Origin of the sequence: Pseudomonas sp. PDM28 (assembly GCF_019219115.1) — a bacterium.
Taxonomy (GTDB): domain Bacteria; phylum Pseudomonadota; class Gammaproteobacteria; order Pseudomonadales; family Pseudomonadaceae; genus Aquipseudomonas; species Aquipseudomonas laurylsulfatiphila.
The window spans coordinates 442,224-461,778 of sequence record NZ_JAHUWG010000001.1; the positions used below are offsets into that span (position 1 = coordinate 442,224).

At 59.3% G+C, this 19,555-nt stretch carries 17 protein-coding genes; 5 read left to right on the forward strand and 12 right to left on the reverse strand.

Annotation, left to right across the window (positions count from 1 at the left end):
• Positions 1–54 precede the first annotated feature (54 nt).
• Positions 55–1,431, reverse strand: a complete 1,377-nt coding sequence (locus KW841_RS02055; RefSeq protein WP_218473239.1) for a GTPase/DUF3482 domain-containing protein — start codon at positions 1,429–1,431, stop codon at positions 55–57.
• Positions 1,424–2,794: a DUF2868 domain-containing protein gene (locus KW841_RS02060; protein ID WP_218473241.1), complete on the reverse strand. Its 1,371-nt coding sequence runs from the start codon at positions 2,792–2,794 to the stop codon at positions 1,424–1,426. The genes KW841_RS02055 and KW841_RS02060 overlap by 8 nt, the downstream gene beginning before the upstream one ends.
• 85 nt (positions 2,795–2,879) lie before the next feature.
• On the opposite strand from KW841_RS02060, the gene KW841_RS02065 reads away from it, so the two are divergent.
• Positions 2,880–3,392, forward strand: coding sequence for a dihydrofolate reductase (locus KW841_RS02065; RefSeq protein WP_218473243.1), 513 nt, complete (start codon positions 2,880–2,882; stop codon positions 3,390–3,392).
• A 122-nt stretch (positions 3,393–3,514) separates the two neighbouring features.
• On the opposite strand, the gene KW841_RS02070 is transcribed toward KW841_RS02065, so the two are convergent.
• Positions 3,515–4,906: an L-cystine transporter gene (locus KW841_RS02070; RefSeq protein WP_218473245.1), complete on the reverse strand. Its 1,392-nt coding sequence runs from the start codon at positions 4,904–4,906 to the stop codon at positions 3,515–3,517.
• Between the two features lie 256 nt (positions 4,907–5,162).
• Between KW841_RS02070 and KW841_RS02075 the strand changes: the two genes are divergently transcribed.
• Positions 5,163–6,218: a haloacid dehalogenase-like hydrolase gene (locus KW841_RS02075; protein WP_218473247.1), complete on the forward strand. Its 1,056-nt coding sequence runs from the start codon at positions 5,163–5,165 to the stop codon at positions 6,216–6,218.
• 456 nt (positions 6,219–6,674) lie between these two features.
• The gene (locus KW841_RS02080; RefSeq protein WP_218473248.1) at positions 6,675–6,962 is read left to right on the forward strand and encodes a DUF6124 family protein; all 288 of its coding nucleotides are present in this window, start codon (positions 6,675–6,677) and stop codon (positions 6,960–6,962) included.
• A gap of 180 nt (positions 6,963–7,142) precedes the next feature.
• Here the strand turns inward: KW841_RS02080 and ilvD are convergent, their stop codons facing one another.
• The 6 genes from ilvD to KW841_RS02110 form a co-directional block, all read right to left on the reverse strand.
• A complete protein-coding gene (ilvD, locus tag KW841_RS02085; protein WP_007976450.1) occupies positions 7,143–8,984 on the reverse strand; it encodes a dihydroxy-acid dehydratase in 1,842 nt (613 codons plus the stop codon).
• Positions 8,985–9,348: 364 nt separating this feature from the next.
• Positions 9,349–9,807 carry a transposase gene (locus KW841_RS02090; protein ID WP_218473249.1) on the reverse strand — a complete coding sequence of 153 codons (459 nt, stop codon included), beginning with the start codon at positions 9,805–9,807 and terminating at the stop codon, positions 9,349–9,351.
• Positions 9,808–9,959: 152 nt separating this feature from the next.
• Entirely contained in the window at positions 9,960–11,186 is a 1,227-nt protein-coding gene (locus tag KW841_RS02095) for a multidrug effflux MFS transporter (protein ID WP_007978937.1), read from the reverse strand.
• Positions 11,179–12,144 (reverse strand): diiron oxygenase, encoded by a 966-nt coding sequence (locus KW841_RS02100; RefSeq protein WP_218473250.1) that lies wholly within the window; start codon positions 12,142–12,144, stop codon positions 11,179–11,181. Before KW841_RS02100 ends, KW841_RS02095 begins: the two co-directional genes overlap by 8 nt.
• A 5-nt stretch (positions 12,145–12,149) precedes the next feature.
• Positions 12,150–13,220: a SagB family peptide dehydrogenase gene (locus KW841_RS02105; RefSeq protein WP_007978941.1), complete on the reverse strand. Its 1,071-nt coding sequence runs from the start codon at positions 13,218–13,220 to the stop codon at positions 12,150–12,152.
• Positions 13,221–13,613: 393 nt separating this feature from the next.
• Positions 13,614–14,810 (reverse strand): class I SAM-dependent rRNA methyltransferase, encoded by a 1,197-nt coding sequence (locus KW841_RS02110; RefSeq protein ID WP_102673476.1) that lies wholly within the window; start codon positions 14,808–14,810, stop codon positions 13,614–13,616.
• A 153-nt stretch (positions 14,811–14,963) separates the two neighbouring features.
• On the opposite strand from KW841_RS02110, the gene KW841_RS02115 reads away from it, so the two are divergent.
• Entirely contained in the window at positions 14,964–15,833 is an 870-nt protein-coding gene (locus KW841_RS02115) for an HDOD domain-containing protein (protein ID WP_102699978.1), read from the forward strand.
• A 42-nt stretch (positions 15,834–15,875) separates the two neighbouring features.
• Complete coding sequence (mutM, locus tag KW841_RS02120) at positions 15,876–16,688, forward strand: bifunctional DNA-formamidopyrimidine glycosylase/DNA-(apurinic or apyrimidinic site) lyase (protein ID WP_015097228.1); 813 nt, start codon at positions 15,876–15,878, stop codon at positions 16,686–16,688.
• Between the two features lie 144 nt (positions 16,689–16,832).
• On the opposite strand, the gene KW841_RS02125 is transcribed toward mutM, so the two are convergent.
• The 3 genes from KW841_RS02125 to KW841_RS02135 form a co-directional block, all read right to left on the reverse strand.
• Positions 16,833–17,084 carry a YfhL family 4Fe-4S dicluster ferredoxin gene (locus tag KW841_RS02125; protein WP_003195146.1) on the reverse strand — a complete coding sequence of 84 codons (252 nt, stop codon included), beginning with the start codon at positions 17,082–17,084 and terminating at the stop codon, positions 16,833–16,835.
• Between the two features lie 206 nt (positions 17,085–17,290).
• Positions 17,291–17,770: a pantetheine-phosphate adenylyltransferase gene (coaD, locus tag KW841_RS02130; protein ID WP_007975368.1), complete on the reverse strand. Its 480-nt coding sequence runs from the start codon at positions 17,768–17,770 to the stop codon at positions 17,291–17,293.
• A gap of 115 nt (positions 17,771–17,885) precedes the next feature.
• On the reverse strand, positions 17,886–19,481 hold the full coding sequence (locus tag KW841_RS02135) for a GMC family oxidoreductase (protein ID WP_218473251.1): 1,596 nt from the start codon (positions 19,479–19,481) through the stop codon (positions 17,886–17,888).
• Positions 19,482–19,555: the final 74 nt, after the last annotated feature.

The following is a 19,555-nucleotide window of genomic DNA, read 5'->3' on the forward strand; positions in this document are numbered from 1 at the left end:
TGCACCAGAAAACCTGTGGGAGCGGGCTTGCCCGCGATGGGGTCGGACCAGACGCTACAACTCTGCGGCCAGAACCTCTATCTGTTCCTGCCGCTCCGCCTGATTCAACTTCGGATGCGGATTCAACGACGACCACTGCGGATGCGCCCGCGCCTTGTTCAACGCCTCGGGCAGCTTGCCTTCGCGCCAGCTCTTGTCCTGAGGCGTGGCCACCTGGATGCTGTCCATCGCCGCATGCCCACGGGCGTTCAGCGCTTGCAGCAATTGCCGCTGGCGCAGCGCCAGCAGGCGCAGCACGTTGTCATCCACCGTGAGTTCGCGCTGGCCCTTGATCTTGCCCAGCAAGCGGCTGCCATAACTGCGCGCGGTTTGCAGGGCGCCACCGGCGATGGCGCCGGCCAGTGCAGCGGCGCCGAGTGTAATCCCGCCCACGAGCAAATCGACCCCGGCCCCGGCAGCGGCGCCTGCAGCAATTCCACCACCGACGCGCACACCCAGTTGCTTGAGGGTTTCCGGATTGAACAAATCATCACCCCAACGGCCATCGAGCAGCGGCAAATCACTGGCCGCGGCATCCTCTGGGCGGAAGGCGTAGAGCTTGAGCAGGGCCTCGACGCAGCGCTGCTCGCGCTGGCGTACGGCTTTGCGCAATTCGCTGATCGCCTGTTGTTCCTGCTCGGCTTCACTGACCACGCTGCGCCGGCAAGCCGCGCAATCGATCAGCAATTCGGCAATCAATCGCTCCGCGCTTTGCTGGCGAGCCAGACGCTGGGCCTGCTGATCGGCGATCAGGCGCTCGAGTTGCGGCCGGGCCGTTTCCAGCAACAGGGCCAGACTTTCATAGAGTCGACGTTCGCCATCTTCTGGCGGCGCGACACTGTCGAAACGCACCAGGGCATGCAAGCCCAGCCGCGCCAGCGCTTCACGCCAGGCCGGTTCGCGGTGGTTGGCGCTACTGACGAAATTCAGTACCGGCAGCAAGGGTTTGCCGCAACTGGCCAACACTTCCAGCTCGTCGCGATACTTGGCCAGCACCGGCTCACGGGCGTCGATCACATAAAGACCGGCATCCGACGCCAGCAACTGGCGCAGCACCTTGGCTTCCTGTTCGAAGCGTTGCCGGGCTTCGCTGCCATCAAGGAAACGCGCCAGGCGTGCCGGGCCGTCGAGGCGTTCACCTGGGCGTTCCAGGCGTTCGAGATAATCGAGCAGGGCGATGGCGTCTTCCAGGCCGGGGGTGTCGTAGAGGTCGAGCAGCGGCTCGCCGTCCACCGAAAGACGGGCGCCTTCGACGTGCCGCGTGGTACTGGGACGATGGGACACTTCACCGAAACCGACGTCGCGGGTCAGGGTGCGCAACAACGAGGTTTTACCGACGTTGGTGTGGCCGACCACGGCGAGTTTCAGAGGCTGCTTCCTGGTGTCAGTCATGACCCGTCTCCAGCCAGTTCATCGGTGCACAATCGGCAAACGGCAACTCAAGCTGTTGCAGCGCCACGTGCCAGTCGCCCAGGCGTTCGGCGTCCAGCGCTTCACCGGGCGGCGCTTGCAACAACCACACGCGGGTGGCGCTGGCGCTGCGGGCCAGTTCGGCAATCAAGGCCAGGCTGCCGCGATCCGGTGAACGCCGTGGATCGCAGGCGATGGCCAGGCGCGCCGGGGGAAAGCGGCTCAGTTGTTCGAGGAGTTTGTGCCGCGATTCGCGACTGTCGAGGATCCCGGCGTTATTCACGCTTTTCGGCAACTGCGGTGGCCACGGACGCTGGTCGTCCAGTTCGATGGCGACCAACAGCGCACCGTCGCTTTGCTGCTCGGTGACACCGCTTTCCACGCGATGCAGTTGCGCTGGTGCCGCATCGCTGACGCCGAGGCGCTCGCTGGTGGGCATCAAGCGTTCGCGCAGCTGCGCATAACCTGGCAGGTTCAAATCCAGACGCAGCGCCGTTTGCCCTGTCTTCCAGCGCCACAGGCAAAACAGCGCGAGCAGCAGGCGCGGCAAAACGCCGTAGACCAGCAGCACACCCACCAGCCAGGCGGCCCAGGCCTGGCGAGCGCTTTCGATGTTCAGTGCGGCATCGCCACTGGCGCGAATCATCTCCACGGTCGGCACACTGAAGCCAAGCAGGGCCGGCAACGCACCCAGCGCCTGGGTGACGGCGATAAAGGTGTCGGCACCGAGGATCGTGGTTTCCCAGACGAAGCCGTAGCGCCGGGTCGCCATCAACATCAGCAGGATCACCAGCGCGCTGATCATCGCCAGTAACCACAGGCTGTTGACCAGCACGCCGATGGCCCAGCGATTGAGTTTCTGCCGTTGCAGTAACAGGAGCAGGGCGGGGGCCAACTGCGCGGCTTTGGCGTCACGAGCGAGTTTTTCACTGAGCCATAGCCACAGGCGTCCGAGGCTGGCGCCGTGTTCGCCGGCAAACACCAGCCCCAGGGCCCAACTCAGCAGCAGGACCAGATTAAGCCCGAGCAGGCTGCCCAGGGCCCAGAACACATTCACAGGGTGCAGGCCGTCGCCCATAGCCGCGAAGGCCAGGCCGGCGCCGCTGATCACCGCCAGCACGGCCATTACGATCAGCGCCAGTCGTGCGCCTTGCAGCCAGTGTTTGAGTGCTGTAGTCAGGCCATCGCGTTCAGCCAGCCACAGGGCGCGGCGTTGAATGCGCGCCGGCAAATCGCCGCCGGCGCTGCGGGCCAGTCGGTTGGCTTCCAAGTCTTCCAGTGGGCCTGCGTGTTCTTCGCGCAGGCGGATGGTTTCTGTCAGCCAGAGGGTATTGAGTTCAGTCACGCGGCATCCCGTCGCTTAAATGAGCTGTGAGCATAACCGCTGTGGCGCTTATCGGCGAAAGCGAGGCTCTGGTATCCTCGCCGGCATGACTAAATCACTCCCCCTCAGCCTGATTGCAGCCCTCGGTGAAAACCGTGTGATCGGCGTCGACAACAGCATGCCCTGGCACTTGCCGGGGGACTTCAAATATTTCAAGGCCACCACCCTCGGCAAGCCGATCATCATGGGTCGCAAGACTTGGGATTCCCTCGGTCGTCCGCTGCCGGGCCGCCTGAACATCGTGGTCAGTCGCCAGGCGGATTTGCAGCTCGAAGGCGCAGAGGTTTATCCGTCGCTGGAAGCCGCCGTCGTTCGCGCCGAAGCATGGGCGAAGGAACAGGGCGTCGATGAATTGATGCTGATTGGCGGCGCGCAGTTGTATGCGCAAGGGCTGGCGCAGGCTGATCGGTTGTACCTGACCCGCGTGGCGCTGAGCCCGGAAGGGGATGCGTGGTTTCCAGAGTTTGATTTGAAGGAATGGAAACTGGTGTCGGATGTGCCGAATCCGGCGGAAGGTGACAAGCCGGCGTACAACTTCGAAGTGTGGGAAAAAGCTTAAGAGCTTCGCGAGCAAGCCCGCCCCCACATTTGATCTTCTGCGAATACAGAATCTATGTACGCCGCAGGACCAATGTGGGAGCGGGCTTGCTCGCGAAGGGGCCTCCTGAGTTGTTGGAGGATTTAAGCGTGCGCCAACGCCGAATGCTCATCGGCATCCAGCAGCGCCTTGTCCGTCTGCTGCATCACCTGACTGGTGATCGCCCCGGCCGTCATCGAACCGCTCACGTTCAGCGCCGTACGCCCCATATCAATCAGCGGCTCGACCGAAATCAGCAACGCCACCAGTGACACCGGCAAACCCATCGCCGGCAGCACGATCAGCGCGGCGAACGTCGCGCCGCCACCCACTCCGGCCACACCGGCCGAGCTCAGCGTCACAATCGCCACCAGCGTCGCGATCCACAGCGGGTCCAGCGGGTTGATGCCCACGGTCGGCGCCACCATCACCGCCAACATCGCCGGGTAAAGACCGGCACAGCCGTTCTGGCCAATGGTCGCGCCGAACGAGGCGGCGAAACTGGCGATAGACTGCGGGATGCCCAGGCGGCTGGTCTGCGCTTCGATGCTCAACGGAATCGTCGCTGCGCTGGAGCGGCTGGTGAAGGCAAACGTCAGTACCGGCCAAATCTTGCGGAAGAACCGCAGCGGGTTGATCCCGGCGGCCGACACCAGCACGCCATGCACCACGAACATCAAGCCCAGGCCGATGTAGGACACCACCACGAAACTGCCGAGCTTGATGATGTCTTGCAGGTTGGAACCGGCGACCACTTTGGTCATCAGCGCCAACACGCCGTACGGGGTCAGCTTCATCACCAGGCGCACCAGACGCATCACCCAGGCTTGCAGGGTGTCGATGGCGTTGATCACTTTCTGACCTTTCTCGGCATCATCCTTGAGCAATTGCAGCGCCGCGACACCCAGGAACGCAGCGAAAATCACCACGCTGATGATCGACGTCGGCTTGGCCCGCGCCAGGTCGGCGAAGGGGTTTTGCGGAATGAACGACAGCAGCAGCTGCGGCACATTCAGGTCGGCGACCTTGCCGGCGTAGTCGGTCTGGATGGTTTGCAGGCGCGCCATTTCCTGAGTGCCGGCCACCAGGCCTTCGGCGGTCAGGCCGAACAGGTTGGTCAGGCCGATGCCGATCAGCGCCGCAATGGCCGTGGTGAACAGCAGCGTGCCGATAGTCAGGAAGCTGATCTTGCCCAACGACGAGGCGTTGTGCAGGCGGGCCACGGCGCTGAGGATCGAGGCGAACACCAGCGGGATCACGATCATTTGCAGCAACTGCACATAGCCGTTGCCCACCAGATCGAACCAGCCGATCGAGGTTTTCAGCACCGGGTTGCCGGCACCGTAGACAGTGTGCAACGCCACACCGAACGCCACGCCCAGCACCAGCGCGAGCAGGACTTTTTTCGCCAGGCTCCATGTCGTGTGGCGGGTTTGCGCCAGGCCGAAGAGCAGGGCGAGGAACACCAGCAGATTGAGGATCAGCGGCAGATTCATGAAGACTCCGATAAGACTTGTGCCGGTTGCACCCTTGGGCAACCGCGAACCGGCAAGCCTAACAGCTTGAAAACTAATGAATTAATATCAAAAACGTATGATATCCGTCGTTTTTGGAATAAGCGGATGTCGCTGTCAGAAATGCAACTGGCGCGAAAGGGACGCGGGCGGTCGCTGACAGACGAGGACTGTCACACTTATTTGTTAGCGTCGATGTCTTTCACATTCAGGATCTTTTAATAAGGGAAGCATGCCAATGAAGTTCGCACCGAAATTACTCGCTGCAGCACTTTGCCTGGGTCTTGCCGGCCAGGTTTTCGCAACGGATCTGAAACACTGGCCAGCCGATCAGGCCAAGGCGCTGGACGCGATGATCGCCGCCAACGCCAACAAGGGTAACTACGCGGTGTTCGACATGGACAACACCAGTTACCGCTACGACCTCGAAGAGTCGTTGCTGCCATTCATGGAAAACAAGGGCCTGATCACCCGAGACAAGCTCGATCCCTCCCTGAAACTGATTCCGTTCAAGGACACCGCCGACCACAAGGAAAGCCTGTTCAGCTACTACTACCGCCTCTGCGAACTCGACGACATGGTTTGCTATCCATGGGTCGCCCAGGTCTTCTCCGGCTTTACCCTCAAGGAACTCAAGGGCTATGTCGACGAGATGATGGCGTCCGGCAAGCCGGTGCCGGCGACTTACTACGAAGGCGACGTGGTCAAGAAACTCGACATCAACCCGCCGAAAATCTTCACCGGCCAGCAAGAGCTGTACAACAAGCTGATGGAGAACGGCATCGAGGTCTACGTGATGACCGCTGCCTCCGAAGAACTCGTGCGCATGGTCGCGGCCGATCCGAAGTACGGCTACAACGTCAAGCCGCAGAACGTGATCGGCGTGTCGCTGCTGCTCAAGGACCCGAAGACCGGCGAACTGACCACCGCGCGCAAGCAGATCACTGACGGCAAATATGACGAGAAGGCCAACCTCGGTCTGGAACTGACGCCGTACCTGTGGACCCCGGCGACCTGGATGGCCGGCAAACAGGCGGCGATCCTGACCTACATCGATCAGTGGAAAAAACCGGTGCTGGTGGGCGGCGATACCCCGAGCAGCGACGGCTACATGCTGTTCCACAGTGTTGACGTGGCCAAGGGCGGCATCCACCTGTGGGTCAACCGCAAGGACAAGTACATGACCCAGATCCAAGGCATGATGGCCAAGAACGCCGCGGCCCAGGCCAAGGAAGGTTTGACGGTGACTGCCGACAAGAACTGGGTGATCGTCAAGCCGGAAGAGATTCAGTAAGACCGAGTCGCTGCCTTCGCGAGCAAGCCCGCTCCCACACTGGATCTGTGATCAACGCAGATCCCTTGTGGGAGCGGGCTTGCTCGCGAAGGGGCCAGTCGGTGCACTCAAAGCCTCTGCCTGATCGACATCTCCTGACAGTCGCAACCTACGCATTCTTGCGTAAGGGACTACGACTACGCCAGAATCCGCCGGCTTGTGCGCCTGGGGGGCGGCTTCTATCGTTTCCGCGTCACTGAACATCAGTGATCGGGTTTGGTAGCCCGTGTTCACCTCGGCGCATTGCGCCACCCTTTGCAGGGGTCGTTTCTGTCTCTGCTCATATGGTGGCCATGCGCAGGGCATCTTCGGACGCGCCGGGTTCCTGGTGACCGGTCTACCAACCTGCGTATGGCCGCCACCCTCGTTTGGTAGCGAGGTTGATGGCTCCATTTTTCTCACCCGGAGTTCCATCAAATGTTGAAAGTTACCCCCGATCCTCCCGATTGCGACAACCTGTCCACCCGCATCAATTCCACCCCGCGCAAACCCAGCCAAACATTCGTCATCGCACCGGGCCTCGACACCGAAACCCTCTTGGCCCACGCCTGCGAATCCCTCGCCTCGGCCAATGTCATGGCCAGTGATTTCGCCGGATTGCTGGAAGGCTCTCAACGCAGCACGATGCTGGGGATTGCGCAGGTCATCATGCTGGGCGAACTGGCGGTGAACCAGGCGCTGGATAACCTCGACCCGCAGGAATAATGGGAACGCTGTTAACTGTAGGAGCGAGCTTGCTCGCGATGGACGCAAGGACAACGCGTTAAATCAGAAAGTACGCGTCATCGTTTACGACCATCGCGAGCAAGCTCGCTCCTACAGTGGATCTGTGCAAACAAAAATGCCCCGCACTGGGCGGGGCATTTTTATTCAGACAACCGACGTTTACAGCCCGTCAAGCATCGCCTTGTTACGCACGGCACCCTTGTCGGCACTGGTGGCCAACAGAGCGTAGGCTTTCAGTGCGGTGGTCACTTTACGTGGACGCACTTCCACCGGTTTCCAGCCTTTCTTGTCCTGCTCGACGCGGCGAGCGGCCAGTTCTTCGTCGCTGACCAACAGGTTGATCGAGCGGTTCGGAATGTCGATCAGCACCTTGTCGCCGTCCTGCACCAGGCCGATCGCGCCGCCGGCAGCCGCTTCAGGCGAAGCGTGGCCGATGGACAGGCCCGAGGTGCCGCCGGAGAAACGGCCGTCGGTGAGCAGGGCGCAGGCTTTGCCCAGGCCTTTGGATTTCAGGTACGAGGTCGGGTAGAGCATTTCCTGCATGCCCGGGCCGCCTTTCGGACCTTCGTAGCGAATGATGACGATGTCGCCTTCCTTCACTTCGTCGGCGAGGATGCCGCGTACGGCGCTGTCCTGGCTTTCGAAGATCTTGGCGTTGCCTTCGAAGACGTGGATCGACTCGTCGACACCTGCGGTTTTCACTACGCAACCGTCCAGGGCGATGTTGCCGTAAAGCACGGCCAGGCCGCCTTCTTTCGAGTAAGCGTGCTCGACACTGCGGATGCAGCCGTTTTCACGGTCGTCGTCCAGGGTTTCCCAACGGGTCGACTGGCTGAACGCGGTTTGCGTCGGGATGCCCGCAGGACCTGCCTTGAAGAAGTGGTGCACGGCTTCGTCGTTGGTCTGGGTGATGTCCCACTTGGCGATGGCTTCTTCCATGCTGCGGCTGTGCACGGTCGGCAGCTGGGTGTGCAGCAGGCCGCCACGGGCCAGCGAACCGAGGATGCTGAAGATGCCGCCGGCACGGTGCACGTCTTCCATGTGGTACTTCTGGATGTTCGGCGCGACCTTGCACAGTTGCGGCACGTGACGGGACAGGCGGTCGATGTCGCGCAGGTCGAAATCGATCTCGGCTTCCTGGGCGGCGGCCAGCAAGTGCAGGATGGTGTTGGTGGAACCGCCCATGGCGATGTCCAGGGTCATGGCGTTTTCGAAGGCCTGGAAGTTGGCGATGTTGCGCGGCAATACCGACTCGTCGTTCTCGCCGTAGTAACGCTTGCACAGCTCGACGATGGTGCGGCCGGCCTGCAGGAACAGCTGCTCGCGGTCGCTGTGGGTGGCCAGGGTCGAACCGTTGCCCGGCAAGGCCAGGCCCAGCGCTTCAACCAGGCAGTTCATCGAGTTGGCGGTGAACATGCCGGAGCACGAACCGCAGGTCGGGCAGGCGCTGCGCTCGTACTCAGCGACTTTCTCGTCAGAAGCGCTGGAGTCGGCGGCGATCACCATGGCGTCGACCAGGTCGAGGCCGTGGGAGGCGAGTTTGGTCTTGCCGGCTTCCATCGGGCCGCCGGAGACGAAGATCACCGGGATGTTCAGGCGCAGGGACGCCATCAGCATGCCAGGGGTGATCTTGTCGCAGTTGGAAATGCACACGATGGCGTCGGCGCAGTGGGCGTTGACCATGTACTCGACGGAGTCGGCGATGATCTCGCGGCTCGGCAGCGAATACAGCATGCCGTCGTGGCCCATGGCGATGCCGTCATCGACAGCGATGGTGTTGAATTCCTTGGCCACGCCGCCAGCGCGTTCGATCTCGCGGGCGACCAGTTGCCCCAGGTCCTTGAGGTGCACGTGGCCCGGTACGAACTGGGTGAACGAGTTGGCAATGGCGATGATCGGCTTCTTGAAGTCGTCATCTTTCATCCCCGTGGCGCGCCACAGTGCGCGGGCGCCGGCCATGTTGCGGCCGTGGGTGGATGTTTTCGAGCGGTAATCAGGCATGAAGCACTCCGGGCGGCTAATCAGGTATCAAAAGGGAAGTGAGCTTCTATTGACGTCTGGAACACTCAGAAATGGCCGCGTGTCCGGAAGTTGCCGATAACTTTGCGGGATCGCCGCGCGCTTCAGCTTGAGCTCATAAACCCGCCGGGGATGACTGGCGATGAATGTTCGCGATTCTACACGGCTGGCGGCTGGAGGGAATGCCTGCAAACCTGGAGGTAGCATTCACAAGACGTGCGGGCACTCCATTTCCTGAAGGAGCGAGCCTGCTCGCGATAAACCTGAGAGCGCCGCGGGGTACCAGGTTTCCCGCGTTATCGTTGACGACCATCGCGAGCAAGCTCGCTCCTACAGGGGATATGAATTAGAGCCAAATGGCATCCCACAGCGAGTAATCACCTACATGAGCGACAAGCCCGGCGCGCAATGGGTTGGCGATGATGTATCGGGCTGCTGCTTTCAAATCTTCCTCGCGACGCAAGGCCCGGTCGAAGTAACCCTTTTGCCATACAGGTGCACACAGGCTTCGCTGCTGATTGATGTGTCGTGCACAGCGGGATTTGGTGGCTTGCATCAGTTTTGGCAGATCACCGTTATGCAGTTCCACCAGCCAATGAAAGTGGTCCGGCATAACCACCCAGGCTATAGAAGTGGCATTTCCGGTTTCCTGAGCTTTTCTAAATTCCTGCACCACCAGACGACCCATGCGCCAATCGTTGAAGATCGGTTGCCGTTCATGGGTGACCGCGGTCAGGAGATAGATGCGACCAGGCCCTGAATGACGACCGGTACGTAAATTATGGGCTTTCGGCGTGTTGGACATTCCGTTGTCCTCTTCTGAGATGTGAAGAGAAACGATAGGTACGCAATGGGTGCTTGTCGCAGTGACAGTGGTTCTGGATATGTCATGTAAATGTAGGAGCGAGCTTGCTCGCGATGGACCCGAGAACACCGCGGGGCACCAGACTCCCCGCGTTATCGTTGACGACCATCGCGAGCAAGCTCGCTCCTACAGGAAGGGCGGCGATTGATCAGGGTATTAAGGCCGAGCGCCACCGCGCTGAGCAGCAGGAACGCCAGTGCCAGGGTCGTTTGCAGATCTATACCACTTAGATTGATCAATGCGCTGGTCAAGCCGCCAAAAATGAAAACCAGTGTGTTCCCGGCCGACGCCGAAGTGCCGGCGTTGTCCGCAAACACGTCCATCGCTTTGGATGTGGCAATGGGGCGGGCAATGGTCGTGCCGGCGGTGCAGATGATCATCGGCACCAATACCGTCAGGGTCGAAAGTCCAAGCCTGCTTGCGAGTAAAAGCATCACCACTCCCGAGAAGAAAATCAGGCCCAAGCCGACGATGATTTGAGTATTGGGTGTTATCCGGCTGGAAAGCATCCGGGCGGCGATGCCTCCAATGATATAAGCCGCGCCATAGAGCAGAAGGGTCAGGGAGAATGCATAGGGCGACATGCGTAGCTGATCCATGAAGATCAACGGCGAAACGACGATAAAGGAAAAATGGCAGGTAAAAGCGATGGCCGCGATTAACCAATAGCCCAAGAAGCTCGCATTGCCACACACCCGACGATAGGCGTGGAAAATGTTTTGGCGTGAAGTCACGGCAGGTCGCTGGTCTTCCAGCATGAAACACGCCTTCAGAAACACGACGACGGCCAAGGCTATAAACAGGAAAAAGCTACCGGGCCAATCAAGTGCTTGCTGCAAGACACTGCCCAACAACGGCGAGACGGAAATGAATACCCCGCTGGCCGTGACCATCAGAATCCGCAGCCGATCCCGCTCCTTGCCTTCAAACAGATCCTGGACTAGCGCCTGCGACAGCACGAAGCAACCGCAGCCGATGGCCTGGACCACGCGGAACACCAGGAACCCTTCGAGTTCGGTGGTCAGCAGGCAGCCGGCGGCTCCCACGATCGAAACCGCCATACCTGCCAAGAGCAGACGTTTGCGGCCGATAGTGTCCGAGAGCGGTCCGATCACCAGTTGGGAAAGAGAGAGGCCGATGGCAAACAGGCTGATGGATAGTGCGATGTTGGAAGGCGTGGTCTGGAAGTGTTTCGCCAGCGCGGGGAAGGAGGGCAGCAAAACGTCCAGGGGGAAGACGCCGAGTAATACCATCGTCATTAATAGAACAACCGCTGCCCGGCGCTTTTTTGCACTTACCGCATATTTTTCATCATTCATCAATAAGCCCTGCTTGGGAGAACAGTTGCCTATTGGTAGGCAGGTCAAAGAACCCAGCCTCTTTCAATGCTTGAAATGTGGCGCTGGCACTCGATCGGATGCGAAGAAGACGAGCGTGCTCGTCCGACATACAAGCAATAATTTGTGCAACTGACTTTTCGCTAAGGCCGACGCTGCGTAGGCTCCCGCTGATCCAGCATTCATCTGTTTCAAAGAAAATAAGCAGAATCTCTATGAGCAGCTTGGCGGCTTCTGCGCGCTGAACGCCGCTAAAGTTCTGCCAAAAATAATGAAACACCTCGCAGAAGTAGCGACTGTGTCGCGCCTCGTCAGCGAGATGGTCTCTGAGCATTTCCTGAACGGTGCTCACCAAAACATCGCGGCAAGCCTCGAGCAGCTCCTTGGCGATAATCGTTTCCGAGACGAAGCCCACAAGAAACCACACCAATGCTTTGTGCTTGGTCGATGTGCGATCGATCAGTTCATTCAGTCGGGTTATTCGTAGGGGCATGACCGGCCGGTCAGTCATGCCATAAAGGTCCGCAATCTGTTCGGCAAGATTACTGGAGAACAGCGCGTGATAGCCTTCATCAGTGTATAGCTGCAGTGCAGCTGTTTTCATCCTTGTAGGAATAGCAATGCCCAGTTCGTCGTGGGCGATGATTTCAACTGATCGGTTGACGATGCGGTGTTCAAGCAAGGTAGTGTAGTCAAGAAAGTGCACCAAATGGTTAGCAGAAAGGCGTTGAGCGATTGCTTTGTTTTTTGCTTTGATCGCTGGGTGATTTAGATAGAAAAGAAAGGCCGGTGGAAACCAATATCGAGTTTCTAGTTGTTCATTTAAGTCTGAGGGTAATAGATAGCAGTGCTCACTGCTTCTGACTGAGGATCGTGTGTTCCAGTCACCAAGGGTGAAACGGCGGGCCCACATGATGCGGTCGTTTGGGGAGCTGTTCATTGCCCCTACTCCTGCGCAGTTAGCAGCGATTTCAACTCTTTGCACATCACTTGCCCGTCACTCTTGCCGCAACCAACAAAAAACAACACTTGCTCTGGACTATCTTCCAACCCCAACAACGCTTCCACCTGATCATCTGTCAATGCGCCGGTCAACCAAGTCTTCAACCCCAGTGCGGTGGCTGCTAGTTGGAATGTCTGGGAAATATGGCCAGCTTCGATGTAAGCCATTCGATAGGCTCGCGAGTGCTCATATTTCCACCAAAGCTTGTCGAATCTACAGGTTATGAACAATCCAACTGGCAGGTTATTGATGAAGTGTTGCCCGGATAGAAGATGCCCTAACGGTTGATCGGGCAAATGGTTGACGAAGCTCAGCGCGTGCACCGTGGGATGATAGGCGTAGAAACCGTTTTTAAGACCAACCACGTTTTGAACCTGAAGAAAGCCTTCACAGGCATTTAGCCCACCACCAGATGGACTGCTTCGCCGGGCTCCGAGGCCTTCGGCAGTGCTTTCATCGATTTCGTTTTCGCGCTCATGCAAATATCCGAGGGTCAGGTAAAGAAGTGTACTGATGATCTCTAGTGAAATAGCTTCACCTGTGAAAGTGCGGCAGGTTTTTCGTTCAATCAGAACGTTTGCTAGGGAGCGCTCCGGCAGGCAAGAAGGGAATGGTAGGGCAGTTAGGTCGCGAGCCAAGCATTCCGCGACTCTGGTTGGAGGGGGGGAGGTGTTGAGGACGTTTGTACAATGATCGAGATATAGGGTTGACCATTCATGGATATCTTGCGGAACGTGATCGCAAGGGATGTTCTTGGTGCCAATATGGAATATTTTTGATAGTTCATCCCAGCCCCATTTTGTGTGGGTGGACTTGGTGTTTGTAAGGATTCCTGCACTAAAAAGTTGAGAGTCAATTTCATTTGAGTCGTTGAAATTGTTTGGGTTTTTGATTAGCTCGGCAAGTCGGGTTGAATACTCAAGGTTGAGTTCAAACTGTTTGTGATTTTTGTAATCCCAGATTATTTGGTTGGGGGTGCGCGGAAGTATGAATACATGAGGGTTTATTTGCATGTTAATTGATTCTCTGGGTGGTGCCCTGTAAAGCGCTGAGTAGCCGGCACTCCCCAGCGCTTCATTTACTTATCAGGCTTTCTTGGAAACCAGAAAAGCCAAGTTTGCAATGTGGGAAGCTTCCAGAGTAATTGTTTTCATGGTTGGAACTCCTTGTGATTTAAGTAAATGTCACTTCGTAGTGACAGCTCAATCATAGGTGTCGGTGATATTTTTTCAAGAGGATGTTGAGTAAGAATATTCTAATAATGTTGTCGGAAAGGTCCTACATATTAATTGGCTTTGTAGTTTTTGAATAAATAACAATAACGTAGCGTACCGCTAGGGGGGAGGCGAGAAGTTTTGTATGTGTTTTGGGGGGGCAAGTCGCTCCCCCCCAATAAAATGGTGCAATCAGCTGTTTGGCAACAACCGGCAAGTAATGCTCTTGATGTAGCGAGTCTCGGCAATCGCCGGATGCACCGGATGATCCGGCCCCTGGCCGCCGCGTTCCAGCATCTGGATGTTGCGGTCCAGGTGGCGGGCGCTGGTCAGCAGGATGTTCTGCAGGTCGTCTTCCGGCAGGTGCATCGAGCAGGATGCGCTGACCAGGATGCCGTCCTTGGTGAGCAGGCGCATGGCTTGCTCGTTCAGGCGGCGGTAGGCGCCTTCGCCGTTTTTCATGTCTTTCTTGCGTTTGATGAACGCCGGCGGGTCGGCCACGATCACGTCGAAGCGTTCTTCGCTGGCTTTCAGTTCTTTGAGGGCTTCGAACACGTCGCCCTCGATGCAGGTCATCTTGTCGGCGAAGCCGTTCAGCGCGGCGTTGCGCTCGACGCCGTCAAGGGCGAAGGCCGACGCGTCGACGCAGAACACTTCACTGGCGCCGAACGCTGCAGCCTGCACACCCCAGCCGCCGATGTAGCTGTACAGGTCCAGCACGCGTTTGCCTTTGGCGTACGGCGCCAGGCGTGCGCGGTTCATGCGGTGGTCGTAGAACCAGCCGGTTTTCTGGCCCTGGATGACCGGTGCTTCGAATTTCACGCCGTTCTCTTCCAGTGCGACCCATTCCGGCACCAGGCCGAACACGGTTTCGACATAGCGGGTGAGGCCTTCGGCGTCACGGGCGGCGGAGTCGTTCTTGAACAGGATGCCGCTTGGCTTGAGCACTTGGGTCAGCGCCGCGATCACGTCGTCTTTATGGGCTTCCATGGTCGCCGAAGCGATCTGCACCACCAGGATATCGCCGAAACGGTCGACCACCAGGCCTGGCAGCAGGTCGGAGTCGCCGTAGACCAGGCGATAGAACGGCTTGTCGAACAGGCGCTCGCGCAGGGACAGTGCCACGTTCAGGCGGTGCACCAGCAGCGATTTGTCCAGCGGCAGCTTGATGTCGCGCGACAGCACACGGGCGCAGATCAGGTTGTTCGGGCTCATGGCAACGATGCCCAGCGGCTTGCCGCCGGCGGCTTCGAGGATCGCCTGGTCACCGGCCTTGAAACCGTGCAATGGCGTAGCGGCTACATCGATTTCGTTGCTGTAGACCCACAAGTGACCGTTGCGCAGACGACGGTCGGCGTTGGCTTTGAGGCGCAGGCTAGGCAGGGACATGTCGTCGCTCCGGAAAAAAGAGCGGGAGTATAGCGTGTTGAGACCCCGGATTGGCCTGCAAGTGGACATGTGGCGAGGGTTGTCTTGCGATTTGGTATGTCGGATCCAACTTCATAAAGGTTAGAATCGCCGTCTGACCCAGAGTGTGTACCTATGTCCCAAGAGCTGACTTCCGAACAGATCCAACAAGCCCTGCAGGGCATCAGCGTACCGGCCCAGCCGCAGATCATGGTGGATTTGCAGATGGAGCAGTACATGCCCGACCCGGATCTGGAAGTCATTGCCAAGCTGATATCCCAGGATCCGGGTCTTTCCGGTTCCCTCCTGAAGATCGTCAATTCGCCGTATTACGGGCTGAGCAACAAGATTGCCTCGATCCAGCGCGCGGTCAATCTGCTGGGCAGCCGCTCGGTCATCAACCTGATCAATGCGCAGTCGATCAAGGGCGAGATGAATGACGACACCATTGTCACCCTGAACCGTTTCTGGGACACCGCTCAGGACGTGGCCATGACTTGCCTGACCCTGGCCAAGCGCATTGGCGTTGAAAATGGCGACGAAGCCTATGCCCTGGGCCTGTTCCACGACTGCGGCGTGCCCTTGATGCTCCAGCGTTTCCCCGACTACATGGGTGTTCTGGAGCAGGCCTATGCCAACGCCAGCGCCGAATGCCGGGTGGTGGACACGGAGAATCAGGTGTTCAATACCAATCACTCGGTGGTCGGTTATTACACAGCCAAGTCCTGGCGTCTGCCGGAGCACGTGAGCGCGGCGATCGCCAATCACCACAATGCGTTGGCGGTATTCAGCGATGAGACTTCGCGCAACAGTTCGTTGAAGAACCTGTTGGCGATCCTGAAAATGGCCGAGCACATTTGCGCGTCGCATCGGGTGCTGGGCAATCAGGCCGAAGATCACGAGTGGAACAGCATCGCGCCGCTGGTGCTCGATTATGTCGGCCTCTCGGACTACGACTTCGAGACCCTCAAGCAGACGATCCGCGACCTCGGCACTCATCGCTGAGCGTCGGACCTTTCCAGGCCATGCGCCTGATCCGAGAGCACCATGCCTGAATTGCCAGAAGTCGAAACCACCCGTCGCGGCATCGCGCCTTACCTGGAAGGCCAGCGCGTCAGCCGGGTGATCGTGCGTGATCGCCGTCTGCGCTGGCCGATCCCTGAGGACCTTGATGTGCGCCTGTCCGGCCAGCGCATCGTATTGGTGGAGCGGCGCGCCAAGTACCTGCTGATCAACGCCGAAGTCGGCACCTTGATCAGCCATTTGGGCATGTCAGGCAACTTGCGTCTGGTGGAGGCCGGGTTGCCGGCGGCCAAGCATGAGCATGTGGACATCGAACTGGAGTCGGGCCTGGCCCTGCGTTACACCGACCCGCGGCGCTTCGGCGCCATGCTCTGGAGCCTCGATCCGCTCAATCACGAATTGCTGATTCGCCTGGGGCCGGAACCGCTGACCGACCTGTTCGACGGCGAGCGCCTGTTCCAGCAGTCCCGTGGCCGTTCGATGGCGGTCAAGCCGTTCATCATGGATAACGCGGTGGTGGTGGGCGTCGGCAATATCTATGCGACCGAAGCGTTGTTCGCTGCTGGAATCGACCCGCGCCGCGAAGCCAAGAGCATTTCCCGTGCGCGGTATTTGAAACTGGCCATCGAGATCAAGCGCATCCTGGCGGCCGCCATCGAGCGCGGCGGTACCACGCTGCGGGACTTTATCGGTGGTGACGGTCAGCCTGGTTATTTCCAGCAGGAGCTGTTCGTGTACGGCCGTGGTGGTGAGCACTGCAAGGTTTGTGGGACGGGGCTGCGGGAAGTGAAACTGGGGCAGCGCGCCAGCGTTTTTTGCCCGCGTTGTCAGAGCTGATATGCGCGGCAATCCGTTAGAGACTCGGCGTGGCTGATGGCCCCATCGCGAGCGAGCTCGCTCCCACAGGGGATTTGTGAACGGCGCAGATCTAATGTGGGAGCGAGCTTGCTCGCGATGACGCCCGAAAGAACACTACAACATTCAAGCCTTGCCGGTAATCTTGCGGTACTTCTCCATCAACTGTTCTTCAGTCTCCGGATGGGCTTCGTCCAGTGGAATGCAATCCACCGGGCAGACCTGCTGGCACTGCGGTTCGTCGTAGTGGCCGACACACTGGGTGCACAGGTTCGGGTCGATCACGTAGATCTCTTCGCCCTGGGAAATGGCGGCGTTCGGGCACTCGGGTTCGCAGACGTCGCAGTTGATGCAATCGTCGGTGATGATCAGGGACATGCTAACTCCAGCCGGGGCGGCAGGCCCGGGCGCAATAAACCAATGCGTACAATTGTGCCGCATTGGCGCCCGTGTTGCACGCAGGTGCGACGTACTGTAGGAGCCAGCTTGCTGGCGATGAAGCCGAGAACACCGCGGGGTGTCAGGTTTCCCGCGTTATCGTTGACGTCCATCGCGAGCAGGCTCGCTCCTACAGTATTGCGGGGTTATTTCTTGAAGCGCTCGGTCAGGGCGTCCGCCACCGCAGGGTGTACGAACTTGGTGATATCGCCACCCAGGGCCGCAATTTCACGGACCAGCGTCGAGGAGATGAACGAATAACGCTCGGACGGGGTCAGGAACAGGCTTTCCACGTCCGGCGCCAGTTGGCGGTTCATGTTGGCCAGCTGGAATTCGTATTCGAAGTCCGACACCGCGCGCAAACCACGCAGGAACACGTTGGCATTCTGCTCTTTGGCGAAATGCGCCAGCAGCGTCGAGAAACCGACGACTTCTACGTTCGGCAGATGTTTAGTGACCTCGCGCGCCAGTTCCACCCGTTGTTCCAGAGGAAACAGCGGGTTTTTCTTCGGGCTGGCGGCGACGGCGATGATCACGTGATCGAACAGGCGCGAGGCGCGTTCGACCAGATCGCCATGGCCCTTGGTAATAGGGTCGAAGGTACCTGGGTACAACACTCGGTTCATCGCGTCGTCCTGGCGGGAATCCGTTGGGGAGTCGGATGGTATCGCAGCCTTCCCGGTCGGCCAAGTCGCCTGTTGGGTAAGAAAGCACTATAGACGATGGGAATAATCGTCATTTTCATGAGTTTTTTAAACGCTCGGCCAGGGAAGTCGCCAGTTGTGCCGTCAGTCCGTAGACCGACAATTGCGGATTGGCGCCAATGCTGGTGGGGAACAGCGAGCCGTCGTGGATCGACAGATTGCCCAACTGATGGTGCCGGCCGAGGCTGTCGGTCACTGCGCTTTTCGGGTCTTCACCCATGGCGCAGCCGCCCATCACATGGGCACTGCCCAGGCGCGTGCGGTACAACTCCAGGCTCAGGCCATCGATCAGCGTACGGGCTTCCGCGAGGGTCTTCACGTAACGGGCGTCGGCGTGCATCGGCATGACGGCCCTGGCACCACCGGCAAACTGGATCTCGGCCATGCTGTGGAATGCCCGGCGCAAGCCATCCCAGGCGTAAGGCGAGAGCTGGTAATCCAGCACCGGCGTGTCGTCGCTGCGCAATTCGACGCTGCCACCGGGGCTGTTCGGGTGAAAGCCGTCCCGGAGCAACGCCAGCATGGCGTGGGTGTGGGGCAGGTTGGCCATGTGTTGCGAATTTTCCTGGCCGAAACCGCCGAACAAGGTGGCGGCCAGCGCCGGATGCAATGGTGGGACCTCCAGTTTGAAGGACATTTTGCCGGTGGTGCCGTCCTGCCACTGGAAATGGTCGGAATAGATCGACTGCGGTGCGCCGTAGAACGGGTTGACGACTTCGTCGAACAACGCGGCGGACATGTTCACCGGGTGCAGGAACGTACGTTTGCCCAGGCGCTTGTGCGGGTCGGGCGCCCCGGAGCGCATCAGCAAGGCCGGGCTGTTGATGCCGCCACCGGCCAACACGAAATGCCGCGCCTTGACCGTGATGGTGCGCCCGGTCGGTGCGACGCAACGTTCATCCATCGCCGAACAGTGCAGGCCGGTGACCTTGTCGCCGCTGATCATGAGTTTTTCGGCGCGGGCCAGGTAAAGCAACTCGCCGCCTTTTTCCAGGGTCGCCGGGATGGTGGTGACCATCATCGATTGCTTGGCGTTGGTCGGGCAGCCCATGCCGCAGTAGCCGAGGTTCCAGCAGCCGCGAACGTTGCGCGGGATGACGTGCCAGCTGTAACCGAGTTCCTGGCAGCCTTTGCGGATCACATCATTATTGGCATTGGGAGGCACCATCCACGGCGCGACGCCCAGGCGCTGCTCCATTTTCTCGAACCACGGCGCCATGTCCGCCGGGCTGTGACCCTTGACGTTGTGCTCTTTGGCCCAGTGTTCCAGGGTCGGCTCCGGGGTGCGGAAACTGGAAGTCCAGTTGATCAGCGTGGTGCCGCCCACCGCCCGGCCCTGGAGGATGGTGATTGCGCCATCCTTGCTCATGCGGCCGATGCCTTCCTGATAGAGGCTGCTGTAGGCCTGGTCTTCAAGCAGTTTGAAGTCGCTGCTGGTCTTGAGCGGGCCTTCCTCGATCAGCAGCACTTTGTAACCGGCCGCGCTGAGGATTTCGGCGGTGGTGCCGCCGCCGGCACCGCTGCCGATGATCGCCACGTCTGCTTCGAGTGTCAGGTCCTGGGTCAGTTGTGAGCCGTTGTAGGTTTTCCAGCCTCGGGCCATGCCTTCGCGAAACGGATCGGGTACGGGCATCTTCGGTTCTCTTTTTATTGTTGGAGTAGGCGGTGAAGCGTCTGGCGCCTTCGCGGGCAAGCCACGCTCCCACA